We start from the raw sequence: 18,031 nt of genomic DNA, 5'->3' as shown, positions 1-18,031 counted from the left end.
GGGCCCGGCCCGTCCCTGAGGCGGGCGCGCGGCTGGAGGGGCCGCCGGGCCGCCGTGTTCAGCCCGTACGGGTGTGGGTGTCCAGCGGCGCGGTGCCCGTACGGGGCGGGGGGATCCGGCCGGGGGGCGCGGGGTGGCCCGGGGAGCGCCGGGTCCACCACACCAGGGTGGCGAGCAGCGCCAGGCCGAGCAGCGGGTAGGGCGAGGTGAGCGGCTGCTGCCACCAGGAGAAGTGGAGGTCGAGGTCGCCGGTGTGCGGCACGATCCACAGGGTGCGGGCGGTGAAGACCACGGTGACGGCGGCCAGCAGTGCCCGGCGCCAGGGGATGCCGTGGGTGTGGGAGGCCAGGACGGCCAGCAGGGGCACGCACCACACCCAGTGGTGGGACCAGCTGATCGGCGAGACCAGCAGGGCCGTGACGGCGGCGGCCAGGACGCCCCAGGTGTCCAGGCCGCGGCGCAGATAGACCCGGCGGGCGGCCCAGAGGCCGGCGACGGCGGTGAGCAGCGCCGCCACGGCCCATACGAGGCCCGGCCGGGGGTTGTGCAGAACCCTGGCGATCATGCCCTGGAGCGACTGGTTGTCGACGATCCATACCGTGCCGACCCGGCCGGTCTCGAACATCCGCCGGGTCCAGAACTCGACGCTGGCGTGGGGCAGGAAGAGCAGCCCGGTCAGCACCGAGAAGGCGAACCCGGCGAGGGCGGTGGCGGCGGCCTTCACCCGGCCGGTGATCAGGAGATAGACGGCGAAGATCGCGGGGGTGAGTTTGACGCCTGCCGCGAGGCCGGTGGCGAAGCCCTTGAAGCGGGCGCCGTCGGGGCGGGAGAGGTCCCACAGGACCAGGCAGGCGAGCGCGAGGTTGACCTGGCCGAAGACGAAGGTCTGGAAGACCGGTTCGAGCCAGAGGCCGAGGGCGGTGGCGGTCAGCAGGGCGGGCGCGGCGCCGGTGGCCCTGCGCAGGCCGGCGGCCTTGGCGGAGAGGTGGATCAGCAGGGCGAGCAGGGCCGCGTTGACGAGTACGCAGACGACCTTGAGGGTGGCGAGCGGGATCCAGCTGGTGGGGATGAACAGCAGGGCGGCAAAGGGCGGGTAGGTGGCCGAAAGGTGCCATTTGGTGACCGCGAACCCGTAGAGGTCACCTCCGGTCGCGGCGGCATCGCCCTCCGCACGGTAGACGGCTATGTCGGACATCGGGAGCGGCTGGGCCTCGTAGAGCACCCACAGCCCAGCGAACGACACCACGAGCAGTGCGGCCGCGAGCACCAGCCTGCGGCGGGCCGCGATGCCCTGCGCCCAGGTCCGTCTTGCCGTCCAGGTCCCCGTCCCGTCCGCGGCAGACACCCCTCGACCCCTCCCTGATAGACCCGAGCGCGCCCTTGGCGGCGACGCTAGTGGATCGGGGTCGACGGGCCGTAACGGTTTCTGGTCATGTGTATGTCAGGCCGGGGTGGGGCGGACGAGGCGGCGGGCCGGGCACGGTGGTCCGCGCATGGTGGTCCGGGCGGACCTCAGTCCTCGCCGTACTCCCCCAGGACCGCGACGCTGAAGGCCGCCGCGACGAAGACCCGGACCGCGCGGAGGGCGTTGCCTATCACATGACGGCTGTCGTGGACGCCGTCCGCGGGGTGTACGGGGTCGGGGCCGAGGGCGGTGGCGCCCTTGACCGGGTACCGGGACGGCGCGTGGACGGATGCGGAGTGAATCGCTGCGCTACTCATGCCTCAATGATGGATTTCACCCGATTGCCGCGCATCCGTCCATGGGTCCATCCTTCCGCGGCCGGACGTCAGCCTCTGGTGCCATACGGCCCCTGACGGAGACCCACGGGTCCGGGCGCCGTCCATCCCAGGTACTACCCGGCAAGGGGCGGATCGGCCGTCGTCACCGGACGACCCGACCGCCAGGCTCCCGGATATTCCGTTGGCGCCCCAGATAGGTGCTGGCTACAATCGCGCGTCTGCCCGCCTCCCGTCGAGGAGCGCCGCCGACCGGACGGAAACCGGCCGGCCCCGCCGTGCCCGCCCACCGCGCGCACGCGCCCGCCGCAGTACGTCCACCGGACACTTCCCACCGGAGGCAACGCCGTGCCCTCGCCTGCCCACCCGTCCCCGAACGACCCGTCCGATCTGCTGGCCCGCGAGCGCGCCCACCTCGCCGCCTCCCGCTCCGCCCTGCGCGCCATGCGCAAGGACGCCGAGGAGCTCAACATCGCGGACGTTGCCGCGAACTGGGTCAACGCGAAGGTGCTCCAAAGCGAGATCGAGGCCCGGATCAAGGCCCTCGCCGATCTCTCCCACACCCCGCTCTTCTTCGGCCGCCTCGACTATCTGCACGCGCCCGGCGTCGACCTCGCCGAGGGCGCCGCCGGGGAGAACTTCTACATCGGCCGCCGCCATGTCCACGACGCCGACGGCGACCCCATGGTCATCGACTGGCGCGCCCCCGTCTCGCAGCCGTTCTACCGGGCCTCCACGAAGGACCCGATGGACCTGAAGCTGCGCCGCCGATTCGGCTACACCGGCGGCGAGTTGACGGCGTACGAGGACGAGCACCTCGCCGACCCGGCGGAAACGGCCCGGACCAGCGCGCTGCTCCAGTCGGAGATCGAGCGGCCGCGCGTCGGCCCCATGCGGGACATCGTCGCCACCATCCAGCCGGAGCAGGACGAGATCGTACGGGCCGGAATCGGCGGCTCGGTCTGCGTCCAGGGGGCGCCCGGTACGGGGAAGACGGCGGTGGGTCTGCACCGGGTCGCCTACCTCCTCTACGCGCACCGGGAGCGGCTGGCGCGCTCCGGCACCCTCGTCGTCGGCCCGAACCGCTCGTTCCTGCACTACATCGAGCAGGTGCTGCCCGCCCTGGGCGAGTTGGAGGTCAAACAGGCCACGGTCGACGACCTGGTGGCCCATGTGGAGGTGCGCGGCACGGACGATGCGGCCGCGGCGACGGTCAAGGGCGATGCGCGGATGGCGCAGGTGCTGCGGCGGGCCGTCCGTGCGGGCATCACCCCGCCCGCGGAGCCGTGCGTGGTCGTGCGCGGCTCCCGCCGCTGGCGCGTACCGGCGTATGAAATCGAGGACATCGTGCGGGAGTTGATGGACCGGGACATCCGCTACGGCGCGGCCCGCGAGGCGCTGCCGCAGCGGATCGCGCATGCCGTGCTGGTGCGGATGGAGCAGGCGGGCGAGGCGCCGGACGACCGGGTGCAGGATGCGGTGGCCCGTAACGCCGCCGTGAAGGCCGCGGTCAAGGCGGTCTGGCCGCCGGTGGATCCGGCCAAGCTGGTGCTGCGGCTGCTGGGCGATGCGGAGTTCCTCGCCGAGCAGGCGGACGGCATCCTCACTCCGGAGGAGCAGAAGGCCATCCTGTGGGCCAGGCCGGCGCGCAGCGTGAAGAGCGCCAAGTGGTCCGCCGCGGATGCGGTGTTGATCGACGAGGCGACGGACCTGGTGGAGCGCACCCCGTCGCTCGGCCATGTGGTCCTGGACGAGGCGCAGGACCTCTCCCCGATGCAGTACCGCGCGGTCGGGCGCCGCTGTTCGACGGGCTCGGCGACGATCCTCGGCGATATCGCCCAGGGGACGACGCCTTGGGCGACCGACACCTGGGAGGAGGCGCTGGCCCACCTGGGGAAGCCGGGTTCGGCCGTGGAGGAGCTGACCCAGGGCTTCCGTGTGCCGCGCGAGGTCATCGCCTATGCCTCCCGGCTGCTGCCGGCCATCGCCCCCGATCTGACGCCGGCCACCTCGATCCGCGAGTCCGCGGGCGATTTCGAGGTCCGCCGGGTCGCGACCGAGGACCTGGACGCCGCCGTCCTCACGGCGTGCGAGCGGGCGCTGACGAACGAGGGGTCGATCGGCCTGATCGCGGCTGAGGCGCGTATTCCGGCGTTGCGTGCGGCCCTGGAGGCGGCGGGCATGGCCTGCCTGGCCCCCGGTGAGGAAACGTCCGCCGAGTCCCGCCTGACCCTGGTGCCCGCCACCCTCGCCAAGGGCCTGGAGTACGACTACGTGGTCCTGGACGAACCCGCCGCCATCATCGACGGCGAACCGGACGAACGCACCGGCCTGCGCCGCCTGTACGTCTGCCTGACCCGGCCGGTCTCCGGCCTGACCGTCATCCATGCGACGGACCTGCCGGAACTGCTGGGGGCCGCGGCGGCCACCACCGGGTAGCGGCCGCCCTGGCGGCTGGGCCGCCGCCGCCCCATCGGACCGCCCCTAGACGCCCACCCCGTCCCGTACCGCGTCGAGCGCGTCCCGCCACTGCCGTACGGCTGCCGCCTCCACCGGGGCGGACCAGCCGGCGGGGCGGGCGGCGCCGCCGATGTGGAAGGCGTCCAGGCCCGCCGCCCGGAGCCGGGGCAGGTGCCCGAGGGTGAGTCCGCCGCCCACCAGGATGCGCGGCTCGTATCCGGCCTCGCCCGCTTCCGTACGGGCCTGCTCGGCGACCAGCGTCTCCAGGCCCGCGTCCACGCCCTGGGCGGAACCGGCCGTCAGGTAGGTGTCGGGGCGCACGTCCCCGGGGAGCCCCGCCAGCTCCTTGCGCAGCGCGTCGCGGTCGGCGGCGTGGTCGAGGGCCCGGTGGAACGTCCAGCGGCAGCCGTCGATCGCCGCCGCGACGGCCCGTACGGCCGTGAGGTCGGGCCGGCCGTCCGGGGTCAGAAAGCCCAGGACGAATTCCTCCGCGCCCGCCGCCCGCAGCGCCGCCGCCTGTGTGCACAGCGCCGCCACATCCCCGGCCGCGAAGCCGTCGGCGGCCCGCAGCATCACCCGTACCGGGATGTCGACGGCCTCCCTGACCTGCGTAAACGTGGTCAGGGACGGGGTGAGTCCGTCGGCCGCCATATCGGCGACCAGCTCCAGACGGTCGGCCCCGCCGGCCTGCGCCGCCATCGCGTCGTTCGGACCGAGTGCGATGACCTCCAGGAGCGCGCGCTTGCTCATTTGACCCCAATCCAGGCGATGATGACGGCAACGGGACCACGCCGAGGTCCACGGCGTCCCAGGTCACGGGCCACGAGGGCCGCAGCGGGGCCGCAGACAGGTCTAGTCCAATAAGTAGCGTACGACCTGGTCGGCGCCCCGGGGGTCACGGCACCACCGAACGTGCCCGGCAACCACCCGTACGCGCCCGGCACATCTGTTACATACCCGGCACGAAACCCCTCAATGGTGCGGGTATGGATCAGCTCGCACATGGGTAACACGCCTTCCCGATAAGGCTGTTGCGGCCGAGTCCGATGAGCGTGGGGGGAATTTCCATGTCCGACCTGGTGACCGTATCCGCCGAGATCGCGCCGTATCTCACCCTGGCCGCGAACAGCCTGGGGACCGCCGTGATCGCCGCCGCCCAGCAGCGGATCGCCGAACGCACCGTGACGGCCGGGGAGGGCTTCTTCCGGCGGCTGCTGCACGGTCGCGACGGCCTGGGGGACGGTGGCCAGCGGGACGGCCGTCCGGGAACCGGTGCCGACGGGCCGGTCCTCGACGCCCGTCGCGCAGACGCTCTGGACCGGCTGCTCGCGGACCTCGGCGACGAGGACCGGCGGCTGCTGTCCGACGCGGTGACCGCCTGGCTGCGCGAACCCGCCGACCGGCGCGACGCCCCCCGTCTGCGGGAGCACGTCGCACAGCTGGCCCCGCGCGGCAGCACCACCGTGATCAATTACGGGAGCGGCGGCATAGCCGCCGGCGAGATCGGCACGATCTACATGGGAGGCGCCGGCACCTCCGGCCCCGGGGACGTCTCATGACCGGCCCGGGCGGCGGCATCGTGGAGAGCAGCGGGGACGGCTCCATCGCCGCCCAGTACATCCGGAACGTGATCATCAAGTGGGTGCTGCATCCCAGCGCACGCTGGGTGCCCCTCCTGGCGGCCTGTACGGGCCTGGTGATCGCCGGCAGCACCTGGCCGGACGGGCCGGCGCGCCAGTACGCCCTGTGGGGCACGCTCGCCGGTCTCTCGGTCGCCACCGCCGCCGCCCGTGTGCTCCACGCGAAACCGCGGCACGGCAACGCGAAGTCGCAGTACGTCCGGGTGGTCGGCGTCCTCTCGCTGGTCTCCGTGCTGGCGACGGTCGGCGCCTGGCTCGCGTTCCGGGACGTCGTCGCCCACGGAGAGGTCGACGTCACCGGGCAGGTCCACACCCGGGGCGTGCAGCCGCTGGACGACACCGGGCACCGCACCCTCTCCCTCCTCCTGGACGCCCCCGCCCTCCGGGAGCCGCGCAACGCCCTGCGCCTGACGCTGGCCATCGACGATCACGACCCGGCCGGCCCCACCTGCCTCCCGGACACCAGCGCCACCGTCTCGCTGCTCACCTCGGGCGTTGCCGCCCAGACCAGGACCGTCCGCCCCGGTGACACCGTCGACTTCACCCTGGGCGCGCGGGCCCGCTCCGTACGGATCGCCCTGCTGCTGCACACCGCCCACGGCTGCCGGATGGACGTACGGGCGACCGGCGCCGTACTGCACGACATGTGACGGCCGCCGCCGGGCGACCGGTGTACCGCACAGGAACCCGTAGGGCGCACGAGCCCTCAGGGCGCACGAACCCGTACCGCCGTACCGCACATGAACGGGGGACCCTCATGACCGTCAGGATCACCAGGACCACCAGGAGCACTAGGACTACCGAGACCGCTAGGAGCACTAGGAGCACCAACACCATCAGGCCCGTCAGGCCCTTCGGGCCCGGAATCGCGGCCGGAAGCGCCGGGCCCGGCCGCCGTCCCGCCCTCGCCGCCGGCGCGCTCCTCGCTCTCCTCGCCCTGGCGGCGACCGCCTGCGGCGCCGACCAGCCGCCCTCGCTCTTCGCGGACGGCACGGTCCAGGTCGGCACCAAGAACGACCAGCCCGGCACGGCCGTCGTCCGCAACTACAAGTTCTCCGGCTTCGACACCGACGTCGCCCGCCAGGTCCTCAAGGCGGTCGGCGCCAAACCGGATTTCGGGATCGTGCCGTCCGAGGACCGTCGCGCGGTGCTCACCGACAAGACGAAGGACCTGGTCGTGGCGACCTATTCGATCACCGTCGACCGGATGAAGGACCTGGACTTCGTGGGCCCGTACGCGACCACCTACCAGGGCCTGATGGTCCGCAAGCGCGACAACCGGATCAAGAAGCCCGACGATGTCGTCGGCAAGCGGGTCTGTACCTGGCCGGGGACCACTGCCGCCACCATCCTGGAGAGCCCCCGGTACAACCGCATCCAGGTCTACGAGGAGCCGGACGCCTCCACCTGCATCAACGACCTCAAGGTCAAGAAGACGGCCGACGCGGTCTCGATCGACCAGATGATCCTCTACGGCTTCACGCAGGAGAACCCCGATCTCAAGGTCGTCCCCGACATCACCTACGGCTCCGCCAACCAGTACGGCATCGCGATGGCGAAGGGGCACCGCCAGGACTGCCTGAAGCTGCGGGACGCCCTGCGGAACTACCTCGGCGACAACGCCTGGAGCCAGGACTTCGCGACCTCCCTGCCGTCGATACCGAAGGCCGACGCCACCTGGGAGACCGACTTCAAGCCCCGCCTGGAGACGGTCGACTCGCTGTCCTGCCGCGACCGGCCCCAGACGTGATGCGACATGACATGACCTGACGTGCCGTCACGCGGGTGGGGTCCGGCCCACCCGCCGGCGATTCCCGGCGCCGACGATGGTGTTCCCGTACCGCCGGGGATCTTGACCCGCGGGGCACAATGACTGCCATGAGCCCCGAGTTCCCCAAGGCGCACCCGACCGCCCCGGCGGAGCTGGCCCGCCGCTGGGCCCTCGCCGTCGCCGAGGCCCGCGGCCCGCACGTCACCGGGGGCCCCGACCCGGCCCCGTACGCGGACAACCTCCTGTCCCGGTGGGCCGAGCCGCAACGCCGCTATCACACCGTCGCCCATCTGGCCGCCGTCCTGGAGCGCATCGACGAACTGGCCGAGCATGCCGACGATCTGCCCGTCGTCCAGTTGGCGGCCTGGTTCCACGACGCGGTCTACCGCCCGGACCGTTCCGAGAACGAGGAGCGCAGCGCCGCCCTCGCCGAACGCGCCCTGCCCGAACTCGGCGTCGGCGCGGCCCGTACGGCCGAGGTGGCCCGGCTGGTACGGCTCACGGTCACTCATGACCCGTCCCCGGACGACCCGGACGGCGAGGTGCTGTGCGACGCGGACCTGGCGGTGCTGGCCGGCGCGCCGGACGACTATGCGGCGTATGCCGCCGCCGTCCGCGAGGAGTACGGCTTCGTTCCCGACGCCGATTTCGCCGCGGGCCGCGCCGCCGCGCTGCGCCAACTCCTCGCCCTGCCCCGGCTGTTCCGGACACCCATGGGCTACGACCGGTGGGAACACACGGCGCGACGGAATCTGGCGACGGAGCTGGAGCTGCTGACGGGGTGATCGGCCGCTGAAAGGGTGATCGGCCGCCGACAAGGCGGTCGGTTGTCGGCGGCGCGCGTCACTGGTGACCGGTGCGCCGCCGCAGCCTCGGTAGTCCGTCCTCCCCCAGCACCACCCGCGCCTCGTCCTGGTCCACCGCCGCGTGCCGCTCGTTGCGCAGGACGTCGTGTGCGGGGCACCGGCAGAGGTGGGACAGCGGATCCGGGCAGTCGGCGAGCCCCTGCCGCAGCCGGGTGAGGTCCTCCGGCTCCAGCCGCCATGTCCAGTCCATGTCCCACGGCTCGTCCGTCTCCCACGGCTGGAGATAGCAGTCGTGGCTGAAGGAGTACAGCACGCCGTGCCCGCACCCGGGGCATTCCAGGATCCGCACATAGTCGTGCACCTGGCGGTGTTCCGGCCCGGCCCCGTGCGGCACTCCCCGCTCGTTGATCTCCACCACCGGCCGCCGCTCGGCCCCGCACCGCTCGCATTCCCGTTTCAGCCCCATCGCGGCAGCGTACGGGCGGACGGCCGGCCGGGGGCACAGCCGGGGGATCACGGCCGTCCCCGACCCCGGCGGTACTTCCTCCCGTTCCTCCCCCTCCCCCTCCCCCTCCCCCGACGACATATCGGACACCGGGAATGTCAGCCGTCCTACCTCTGTTAGTACCTGTCATGCCAGCTCGACCCGAACGCACCGTGTCCAGTCCGCCCAAGAAGCGCAGCCCGCCCGATCGTGCCGACCGCGCCCGTATGCCCGTCGCCGTCTACGTCCTGGGGCTGTCCGTATTCGCCCTGGGGACGTCCGAATTCATGCTCTCCGGCATCCTCCAGCCGCTCGCCCGCGATCTGAAGGTCTCGATTCCGCAGGCCGGGTTGCTGGTCTCCGCGTTCGCGATCGGCATGGTGGTCGGTGCGCCCGTCCTCGCCGCGGCGACACTGCGGCTGCCGCGGCGTACGACCCTGATATCCCTGCTCGGTCTCTTCGGGCTGGGCCAGGTGGCCGGCGCGGTGGCGCCGACGTATGGCGTGCTGTTCGCCTCGCGCGTGGTGAGCGCGCTGGCCTGCGCCGGCTTCTGGGCGGTCGGGGCGGCGGTCGCCGTCTCGCTGGTGCCGGTGACCGCACGCGCCCGTGCGATGGCCGTGATGGTCGGCGGGCTGAGCATCGCGAATATCGCGGGCGTCCCGGCCGGCGCGCTGCTGGGACAGCACGCCGGATGGCGCTCGGCCTTCTGGGCGGTGGCCGCGCTGGCCGCGATCGGTCTGGTCGGGGTGGTCGCGCTGGTGCCGAGCACGCCCGTGCCGACCGGTGACGACCGTCCCCGGCTGCGTCGCGAGCTGACCATCTACAAGGACAAGCAGGTCTGGCTGGCCCTGACCGCCACGGCCATGAACGGCGCGGCCGTCTTCGCGCTCTTCTCCTATCTCTCGCCGCTGCTGACCGATACCGCCGGGCTGGCCGAGAGCTGGGTGCCCACGGTGCTCGCCCTCTTCGGTGTCGGCGCGCTGATCGGTACGTTCATCGGTGGCCGGATCGCCGACGCGCACCTCTTCGGCACGCTGTTCTGCGGCATTTCCGCCTCCACGGCCGTCCTGGCGCTGCTGGCCCTGACGGCCCACAGCCCGGTCGCCGCCGTCGCGCTCTCGCTGATGCTCGGCGTAACGGCCTTCACCACGGCCCCGGCGCTCAATGCCCGGATGTTCAACGTGGCCAATGCCGCCCCGACGCTGGCGGGCGCGACCACCACCGCGGCCTTCAACATCGGCAACACCCTCGGCCCCTGGCTGGGCGGCCTGGTCATCGGCGCGCACTGGGGCTATCCGGCCGTGGCCTGGACCGGTGCGGCGCTGGCGGCGGTGGCCGTCGCCGTGACGGCCGTCGCCTTCCGTCTCCACCGCTCGTCCGCTCACCGCTCCAAGCTGATCGCCTCCTCGGCCGGCGTCCCCTTCGCCAAGGAGGGCGCACCGGCCGAACAGCACTGAGGCACGCCCGGACCGCGCCTCTAGGGCACGGGCTGCGGCTCCCGGGGCTTTGCCGCCACGGGGGCCGGGGCCGGCTCGCCCTCCGATATGCCGAACCGTTCGTGGAAGCGGCGCAGCGGCCCCGGGGCCCACCAGGTGGCGCGGCCCGTCAGGCGCATGACGGCGGGGACCAGCAGGCTGCGGACGATCATCGCGTCCATGAGGACCGCCAGCGCGATGCCCAGGCCCAGCATCTTGGTGTTGGTCACCCGGGAGGTGCCGATCGCGACCATCACCACGGCGAGGATCACGGCGGCCGCGGTGATCAGTCCGCCGGTGCGCTGGAGTCCGTACCGCACGGCGTGCGGGTGGTCGCCGGTGTGGTCGTACTCCTCCTTGATCCGGGAGAGCAGGAAGACGCCGTAGTCCATGGAGAGGCCGAAGGCGACGCAGAACATCAGCACGGGGAGTGTGGTCTCGATGTCTCCGGTGCTGGTGAAGTCCAGGACGCCGGAGAGATGGCCCTCCTGGAAGACCCAGACGACCGCGCCGAACATCGCGGTGAGACTGAGGGCGTTGAGCACCACTGCCTGGACCGGTATGAGCACGCTCCCGGTGAGCAGGAAGACCAGCAGCAGGGTCACCACGACGATGATGCCCGCGGCCCAGGGCAGCCGTTCGCCGATGGCGTGCTGGGAGTCGACCAGGACGGCCGCCGTGCCGGTGACCGAGGTGCGGAACGGGGCGTGGGTGGCGCGCACTTCGCGGACCAGGTGCTGGGTGCCCTGGTCGACGGCCTCGCCTTTGGGGAGGACCGTGAAGTAGGCCGCGTGCCCCTTCACCAGCGGTCCGTCCACCCTCGTCACGCCGGGCAGGCCGGCGAGCCGCTTGCGGTAGTCGGCGTACTGGGCGCGGGTCGCCCGGCCCTCGGCGAGGATGTCGAGGCCGCCGCCGGGGCTGCCGGGGAAGCCGTCGCGGATGTGCTGCTGGACGATATGGGATTCGGCGGTCGTCGGCAGCTGGCGGTCGTCGGCGGTGCCGAACTTCACGCCGAGGAAGGGGAGTCCGAGAAGGACGAGGCCGACGGTGGTGGCGAGGGCGAAGACCGGGGCGCGCCGCATGACCAGGGAGGCGACGCGGGCCCAGCCGGTGCCCGGTGACGTGCGGCGGGGCGCGCCGCGGCGCAGGAGCCGCCGCAGGTCCAGGGCGTTGACCCGGTGGCCGAGCAGGGCGAGCGCGGCCGGGAGCAGGATCAGTGCGGCGCCCGCGGCGAGCAGGACGACGGCGATTCCGGCGTAGGCGAAGGAGCGCAGGAAGTACTGCGGGAAGACCATCATCGCCGCGAGCGAGACGGCGACGGTCAGCGCGGAGAAGAGGACGGTGCGGCCGGCGGTGCGCAGTGTGGTCCCGACCGCCGCCAACGGCTCGGCTCCCGTGGCCAGTTCCTCGCGGAAGCGGCGGACGATGAACAGGGCGTAGTCGATGGCGAGGCCCAGACCCAGGGCCGTCGTGAGGTTCAGGGCGAAGACCGATACATCGGTGAATTCGGTGAGACCGCGCAGGACCGCGTTCGTCCCGAGGATGGCGACGATGCCGATGCCGAGCGGGAGCAGGGCGGCGACCGCGCTGCCGAAGACCATCACGAGCAGTACGAGGGTGATGGGCAGGGCGATCGTCTCGGCGCGGACCAGATCCTCCTGGATCGTCGTCTGGATCTCGTGCCGCACGGCGACCGGGCCGCCCACCGAGACCCGCACCGGACCGTGCTCGCCGCGCAGTGCCGGTGCGATGCGGTCGAGGGTCTCGCCCGCGGTCGTGTCGTCGCCGGTGATCCGGGCGGCGATCAGGGCCTGGTGTCCGTCCTTGGCGCGCAGCTGTGGGGACTGGGTCTGCCAGTACGAGCCGATGCCCGTCACACCCCGCTCGTCCGCGAGCCGGGCCGTCAGCCGCGCGGCCTCCGCGGCGACCGCGCGATCGTCGACGGATGCCCGCCCGCTGTCCACGAGGAGCAGCAGATTGGGCTGCGAACCGGGGAACTCCCGCGCCAGCGCCTTGGTCGCATGGGTGGACTGCGCGGCCGGGTCCTCCCAGCCGCCGGCGCCCAGGCGCTTCTCGACGCCGCTGCCGGCGAAGACGGCCAGCGCGGTCAGCACCAGCGCCACCAGCAGGGACAGGCGTGGCCGGGCGGTCACGAAACGGGTCCAGCCGCCCGGCTTCGGGCCGTCCGGCGGGCTGTTGACTTCGGTCATGATGCGGTGTCCCCTTCACCGTGATCCGTGCGCCTGGGCATCCGTGCGTCCGTGCGTCCACGCAGGCAGCATGGGTCGGTCATTGCCATAGACTGGCAAACACGAGCGGCCGCTCGCGTTTTTCAAGAATGCGAGCGGGCACTCGCGTTTGTCAATCGCGTTCGGGAGTTGGGGAAAACCGTGGTCGACAAGCAGCAGGCGTCGGACGGGCGGGCACAGGCCGCTGCATCGGAGGACGGACCGGACGAGAAGCCGCGCCGACGCCAGGCGCGGGGCGAACGCCGTATCGCCCAGCTTCTCGACGCCGCGGCGACCGTGTTCTGCACGAGCGGCTACACCGCCGCCTCCACCAACGCCATCGCCCGCGAGGCCGGCGTCTCGCCCGGGACGCTGTACCAGTTCTTCCCGAACAAGGAGGCCATCGCCATCGAGCTGGGCGACCGGCTCATCCACAAGATGCGCGACACCTACGGCGAGGTGCTCACCCCCGCCGACACGGCCGCCCCGCTGCGCGAGCTGCTGGACGGCATCGTGGACCGCTTCATCGACTTCAACTGCCAGCACCCGGTCTTCTTCGCGCTGATGCACGGCCCGGACGTCCCCGGCCAGATGGCCGAGGCACACGACGCACTGCATGCGGCGCTGCTGGCGCGCCTCCAGGACCTGATCGGCTTCTACGTGCCCGCCGCACCGAAGGCCGAGACCGCCCGTATCGCGGAGATGTGCTTCGGCCTCTTCAAGGCGGGGCTGGAGCTGGTCCTGGCGCACGAGGGCACCGAGCGGGACGGCTACGTCACGGAGCTGAAGAACGCCCTGTTCCGCTATCTCGATCCGGTCATCGGCGACGCCGTGGGCGCCCTCGCGCAGCCCCCCGGCGCAACGTCGGCCGAGTAACGCCGCACGCCCCGGGCGAGCAGCGCCTCACACCTGCCGGTTCTTGGGCCGCCGCAGCCCCGCCGCCGTCAGCCGGAGCAGCAGTTCCTTGCAGCCGACCTCCAGCGCCCCGGCCCGCACCGCGTCGGCATAGCGCTCCGCGGGCAGGTCGTAGTGGTCGCGCTCGAACGCCCGCGGCGGTGCGCCTATCGCCGCCGCGAACGCATGCAGCTCGTCGTACGAGGTGTCGCTGACCAGGTGCGACCACATCCGGCCGTGCCCCGGCCAGGTGGGCGGATCGATGTAGATCGCCACCTCAGGTCTCCAGCGGCGCCCGCAGCCGCCCCACGCGCGCCACCGCGACGGCCGTCTTGGGACAGACCCAGTGCGGATCGGGTCCCAACTCCGGCTCGACGTCGAGGGCATGTGGGTCGCCGGAGGTGGTGCACACCGGGCACAGCGGCCAGCGGCCGTAGCGTTCGAGCAGCGCGTCCTGTACGTCCTGGGCTATCAACCCGGCGACGAATTCCGCGCCCTCAGGCCACTGCTCGACCCACCACCGGCGGTGGGAGACCGCATCCTCCACGAGCGAGACGATCTCGGCGTCGGCCACGTCGTCCGCGACCAGGTCGGCGAGCACCAGCGCCCGCGCGGCATGCAATGCCTGTTCCAGCTCCATGCCGTCCATTGTCGCGCGGACCGCCGATGCGGACCGCTCGTCATCCACAGGCCCTCTCGCGCCGCGCGACTTTTCCACAGCGCGGCACGGCGAGTGTTGACGCGGTACGCGGATGAAATTACTTTTCACACGTGAGCACCAGCGTGAAGGAAACTTTCAGGAAGACCGTCCGCGAAACCGACCACGAAGCCGTCAACGAAACCGTCGACGGACCTGCCAAGCGGCCGGCCCCGGCGCCACCCGCGCCCGCGGCCCTCGCCGCCAAGGTCCGCACCCTGGGCCCGACGATGACCCGCTCCATGCAGCGGGTCGCCGAAGCCGTCGCGGGCGATCCGGCCGGCTGCGCCGCCCTGACCGTCACCGGCCTCGCCGAGCGCACCGGCACCAGCGAGGCCACCGTCGTGCGCACCTCTCGCCTGCTCGGCTACCCGGGCTACCGCGATCTGCGCCTGGCCCTGGCCGCGCTCGCCGCGCAACAGGAGGCCGGCGGCGCACCCGCCGTGACAGCGGACATAGCGGTCGACGACTCCCTGATCGACGTCGTCGCCAAGCTCGCCCAGGAAGAGCAGCAGTGCCTGGCCGACACCGCGGACGGGCTGGACGTCAGCCAGCTGGAAGCGGCAGTCGCCGCGCTCTGCGGGGCCCGCCGGATCGATGTGTACGGCAACGGCGCCTCGCATCTCGTCGGGCAGGACCTCGCGCAGAAGCTGCTGCGCATCGGCCTGATCGCGCAGGCGCACTCCGACCCGCACCTGGCGGTGACCAACGCCGTGCAGCTGCGCACCGGGGACGTCGCCGTGGCGATCACCCACTCCGGCCGGACCACCGATGTCATAGAGCCGCTGCGGGTGGCGTTCGACAACGGCGCCACGACCATCGCGGTCACCGGACGCCCGGACGGCGAGGTCGCCGCGTACGCCGACCACATCCTGACCACCTCCACGGCCCGCGAGAGCGAGCTGCGCCCGGCCGCGATGTCGTCCCGGACGAGTCAACTCCTGGTCGTGGACTGCCTGTTCATAGGCGTCGCCCAGCGGACGTACGAGACCGCCGCGCCCGCGCTGTCCGCCTCCTACGAGGCCCTGGCCCACCGCCACCAGCCCTGATACGCCCGATGCCCTCCGCTGTGGGCAACAGCCCGCCCCCGGAAAGAGCCGTCACGCCATGACCTCCACCGCCGACCACGCCAGCCTCCGCGCCGAGCTGGAGGCCCTGACCACCGAGGCGTTCCGCCCCGAGCTGGCCGAGATCGACCGCCGCTCCACCCTGGAGATCGCCCGCACGATGAACGCCGAGGACGCCACCGTCCCGGCGGCCGTCGCCGCCCGCCTCCCGCAGATCGCCGCCGCCATCGAGGCCACGGCCGAGCGGATGGCCCGCGGCGGACGGCTGGTCTATGCGGGCGCCGGTACGGCGGGCCGGCTCGGCGTGCTGGACGCCAGCGAGTGCCCGCCGACGTTCAACACCGACCCCACCGAGGTCCTCGGACTGATCGCGGGCGGCCCGTCCGCCCTGGTCAGCGCCGTCGAGGGCGCCGAGGACAGCAGGGAACTGGCGGTCGCCGACCTGACCGCCATCGACCTGACGCCCCAGGACACCGTCGTCGGCATCTCCGCCTCCGGCCGCACCCCGTACGCCATAGGCGCCGTCGAGCACGCCCGCGGCCTCGGCGCGCTCACCGTCGGCCTGTCCTGCAATGCCGGATCCGCACTGGCCGCGGCCGCCGAGCACGGCATCGAGGTCGTCGTCGGCCCCGAGCTGCTGACCGGTTCCACCCGCCTCAAGGCCGGTACGGCGCAGAAGCTCGTCCTCAACATGCTCTCGACGATCACCATGATCCGCCTGGGCAAGACCTACGGAAACCTGATGGTCGACGTCCGCGCCTCCAACGACAAGCTGCGGGCCCGCTCGCGCCGGATCGTCGCGCTGGCCACCGGTGCGTCGGACGAGGAGATCGAGGCCGCACTCGCCGCCACGGACGGCGAGGTCAAGAACGCCATCCTCACCCTCCTCGGCAAGGTCGACGCCCCCACCGCCGCACGCCTCCTCGAAACCTCCCACGGCCACCTCCGCATCGCCCTGGAAACCGCCGCCTCCGCGTAGCCCGCACAGCAAGGCACCCCACATGCCCGAAGACACGACCCGGGGGCCCCTCCCGGACACGAACCAGAACACGAGCCACAACGCGAAGCAGAACGCCGACGACCACGCGCAGCAGGCCCCGCGCGCCGACAAGCACCAGGCGCTCGCCGCCGCGCTGCTCCCCCTCGTCGGCGGCGCCGGGAACCTCACCTCCGTCGCCCACTGCATGACCCGCCTGCGCCTCGGCATCCGGGACCGCGCGCTGGTCCAGGACGACGCGCTCAAGGCGGTGCCGGGCGTCATGGGCGTGGTCGAGGACGACACGTACCAGATCGTGCTGGGCCCCGGGACGGTCGCCCGGGTCGCCCCCGAGTTCGAGCGCCTGGCCGAGGAGGCGCGCGCCGCGGCCGCCCCGGCGTCCCAGGCGGGGGAATCGCCGACCACGGCCGCCCACGAAGCGGCAGCGGCGCCATCGACGGCCCCCCGGAAGGTCACCTCCGCCGCCGACCTCGCCGCCCACGGCGCGGCCCTCAAGGCGCGCCAGAAGGCCAAGAACGCCACGCCGGCCAAACTCTTCCTGCGCCGGATCGCCAACATCTTCGTCCCGTTGATCCCCGCCCTGATCGGCTGCGGCATCGTCGCGGGCATCAACGGGCTGCTGACCAACCTGGGATGGCTGCCGGACCTCGTCCCCGCGCTGGCCGCCGTCGCCGCCGGCTTCATGTCGCTCATCGCCGTCTTCGTCGGCTTCCACACCGCCCGGGAGTTCGGCGGCACCCCGGTCCTCGGCGGCGCGGTCGCCGCCGTCATCGTCTTCCCCGGTGTCGCCCATATCTCCGCCTTCGGCCGCCCCCTCACCCCAGGCCAGGGCGGCGTCCTCGGCGCTCTGGCCGCCGCGCTCCTCGCCGTCCAGGTGGAAAAGCGCTGCCGCAAACTGGTCCCCCAGGCGCTGGACGTCCTCGTGACCCCCACCCTGACGGTCCTGCTCACCGGCCTGGTCACGGTCTTCGGCCTGATGTACGTCGCCGGCGAGATCTCCGCCGCCTTCGCCACCTTCGCCGACCAGCTGCTCGCCCACGGCGGCGCCCTCGCCGGTTTCGTCCTCGGCGGCCTGTTCCTCCCCCTGGTCATGCTGGGCCTCCACCAGGCCCTCATCCCCCTGCACACCACCCTCATCGAGCAACAGGGCTACACCGTCCTGCTCCCCATCCTCGCCATGGCCGGCGCGGGCCAGGTCGGCGCCGCACTCGCCGTCTACCTCCGCCTGCCCCGCAACGGCTCCCTCCGTACGACCATCAAATCCGCCCTCCCCGCGGGCTTCCTGGGCGTCGGCGAACCCCTGATCTACGGCGTCTCGCTTCCCCTCGGCCGCCCCTTCATCACCGCCTGCCTCGGCGGCGCCTTCGGCGGCGGCTTCCTCGGCCTCGCCCACCAACTCGGCGACACCGTCGGCTCCACCGCCATCGGCCCCTCCGGCTGGGCCCTGTTCCCCCTGGTCAAGGGCAATCACGGCATCGGCGTCACGGCCGCCGTCTACGCCCTCGGCCTGCTGGTCGGCTACCTCGCCGGCTTTCTCGCCACGTACTTCTTCGGCTTCAGCAAACAGATGCGCCGCGATCTGAACGCCGACCCCGATGCGCCCGCCGACGCCTGTGCCGCGCCGCCCACCCAGCCCGACGACTCGCCGCCCGACAAGGCCCCCGTCTCCGCCTGACGGCCGCCACCCGCCCCCGGGCGGCCAGGCCGGCCGTGAGCTGAGCCGCGTGCCGCTCCGGGGGCGGTCAAGAGCCATTCCGCGGACTCATTCGTAC

17 protein-coding genes are annotated in these 18,031 nt (G+C 72.4%); 10 read left to right on the top strand and 7 right to left on the bottom strand.

The genetic code is table 11. The features are described from left to right. Positions 1-58 precede the first annotated feature (58 nt). Positions 59-1,345, bottom strand: a complete 1,287-nt coding sequence (locus B1H19_RS24620) for a glycosyltransferase 87 family protein (RefSeq protein ID WP_203237218.1) — start codon at positions 1,343-1,345, stop codon at positions 59-61. A 167-nt stretch (positions 1,346-1,512) separates the two neighbouring features. After that, a complete protein-coding gene (locus B1H19_RS24615; protein WP_083106947.1) occupies positions 1,513-1,722 on the bottom strand; it encodes a hypothetical protein in 210 nt (69 codons plus the stop codon). Between the two features lie 366 nt (positions 1,723-2,088). Here B1H19_RS24615 and B1H19_RS24610 point away from each other — a divergent pair, with 366 nt between their 5' ends. After that, positions 2,089-4,179, top strand: coding sequence for a HelD family protein (locus tag B1H19_RS24610; protein ID WP_083106946.1), 2,091 nt, complete (start codon positions 2,089-2,091; stop codon positions 4,177-4,179). A 45-nt stretch (positions 4,180-4,224) separates the two neighbouring features. On the opposite strand, the gene B1H19_RS24605 is transcribed toward B1H19_RS24610, so the two are convergent. Then, positions 4,225-4,950, bottom strand: coding sequence for a copper homeostasis protein CutC (locus tag B1H19_RS24605; RefSeq protein WP_083106945.1), 726 nt, complete (start codon positions 4,948-4,950; stop codon positions 4,225-4,227). A 317-nt stretch (positions 4,951-5,267) separates the two neighbouring features. Here B1H19_RS24605 and B1H19_RS24600 point away from each other — a divergent pair, with 317 nt between their 5' ends. The 4 genes from B1H19_RS24600 (at position 5,268) to B1H19_RS24585 (ending at position 8,396) form a co-directional block, all read left to right on the top strand. Then, positions 5,268-5,759, top strand: coding sequence for a hypothetical protein (locus B1H19_RS24600; protein ID WP_083106944.1), 492 nt, complete (start codon positions 5,268-5,270; stop codon positions 5,757-5,759). Next, a complete protein-coding gene (locus B1H19_RS24595) occupies positions 5,756-6,490 on the top strand; it encodes a hypothetical protein (protein ID WP_083106943.1) in 735 nt (244 codons plus the stop codon). The genes B1H19_RS24600 and B1H19_RS24595 overlap by 4 nt, the downstream gene beginning before the upstream one ends. A 107-nt stretch (positions 6,491-6,597) precedes the next feature. Next, positions 6,598-7,590 carry a transporter substrate-binding domain-containing protein gene (locus tag B1H19_RS24590; protein WP_083106942.1) on the top strand — a complete coding sequence of 331 codons (993 nt, stop codon included), beginning with the start codon at positions 6,598-6,600 and terminating at the stop codon, positions 7,588-7,590. 119 nt (positions 7,591-7,709) lie between these two features. Further along, entirely contained in the window at positions 7,710-8,396 is a 687-nt protein-coding gene (locus B1H19_RS24585) for an HD domain-containing protein (RefSeq protein ID WP_418361468.1), read from the top strand. A 58-nt stretch (positions 8,397-8,454) separates the two neighbouring features. On the opposite strand, the gene B1H19_RS24580 is transcribed toward B1H19_RS24585, so the two are convergent. Further along, positions 8,455-8,883, bottom strand: a complete 429-nt coding sequence (locus tag B1H19_RS24580; protein ID WP_159028129.1) for a hypothetical protein — start codon at positions 8,881-8,883, stop codon at positions 8,455-8,457. Between the two features lie 245 nt (positions 8,884-9,128). On the opposite strand from B1H19_RS24580, the gene B1H19_RS24575 reads away from it, so the two are divergent. Beyond that, a complete protein-coding gene (locus B1H19_RS24575) occupies positions 9,129-10,358 on the top strand; it encodes a Cmx/CmrA family chloramphenicol efflux MFS transporter (RefSeq protein WP_083106940.1) in 1,230 nt (409 codons plus the stop codon). 20 nt (positions 10,359-10,378) lie between these two features. On the opposite strand, the gene B1H19_RS24570 is transcribed toward B1H19_RS24575, so the two are convergent. After that, entirely contained in the window at positions 10,379-12,586 is a 2,208-nt protein-coding gene (locus B1H19_RS24570; RefSeq protein WP_083106939.1) for an MMPL family transporter, read from the bottom strand. 180 nt (positions 12,587-12,766) lie between these two features. On the opposite strand from B1H19_RS24570, the gene B1H19_RS24565 reads away from it, so the two are divergent. Next, positions 12,767-13,480 (top strand): TetR/AcrR family transcriptional regulator, encoded by a 714-nt coding sequence (locus tag B1H19_RS24565; RefSeq protein WP_203237217.1) that lies wholly within the window; start codon positions 12,767-12,769, stop codon positions 13,478-13,480. A 27-nt stretch (positions 13,481-13,507) separates the two neighbouring features. On the opposite strand, the gene B1H19_RS24560 is transcribed toward B1H19_RS24565, so the two are convergent. After that, positions 13,508-13,774, bottom strand: coding sequence for a DUF4031 domain-containing protein (locus B1H19_RS24560; protein ID WP_083106938.1), 267 nt, complete (start codon positions 13,772-13,774; stop codon positions 13,508-13,510). A 1-nt stretch (position 13,775) separates the two neighbouring features. Further along, positions 13,776-14,138, bottom strand: a complete 363-nt coding sequence (locus tag B1H19_RS24555) for a hypothetical protein (RefSeq protein ID WP_418361467.1) — start codon at positions 14,136-14,138, stop codon at positions 13,776-13,778. Between the two features lie 131 nt (positions 14,139-14,269). Between B1H19_RS24555 and B1H19_RS24550 the strand changes: the two genes are divergently transcribed. The 3 genes from B1H19_RS24550 to B1H19_RS24540 are packed head-to-tail and all read left to right on the top strand — an operon-like array spanning position 14,270 to position 17,934. Then, the gene (locus B1H19_RS24550) at positions 14,270-15,244 is read left to right on the top strand and encodes a MurR/RpiR family transcriptional regulator (RefSeq protein WP_237289501.1); all 975 of its coding nucleotides are present in this window, start codon (positions 14,270-14,272) and stop codon (positions 15,242-15,244) included. Between the two features lie 58 nt (positions 15,245-15,302). Then, positions 15,303-16,241 (top strand): N-acetylmuramic acid 6-phosphate etherase, encoded by a 939-nt coding sequence (gene murQ / locus B1H19_RS24545; RefSeq protein WP_083106936.1) that lies wholly within the window; start codon positions 15,303-15,305, stop codon positions 16,239-16,241. Between the two features lie 22 nt (positions 16,242-16,263). Further along, entirely contained in the window at positions 16,264-17,934 is a 1,671-nt protein-coding gene (locus B1H19_RS24540) for a PTS transporter subunit EIIC (protein WP_083106935.1), read from the top strand. Positions 17,935-18,031 lie beyond the last annotated feature (97 nt).

It is taken from the genome of Streptomyces gilvosporeus (assembly GCF_002082195.1).
Classification (GTDB): Bacteria; Actinomycetota; Actinomycetes; order Streptomycetales; family Streptomycetaceae; genus Streptomyces; species Streptomyces gilvosporeus.
This window is presented reverse-complemented; position numbering and strand designations above follow the sequence as displayed.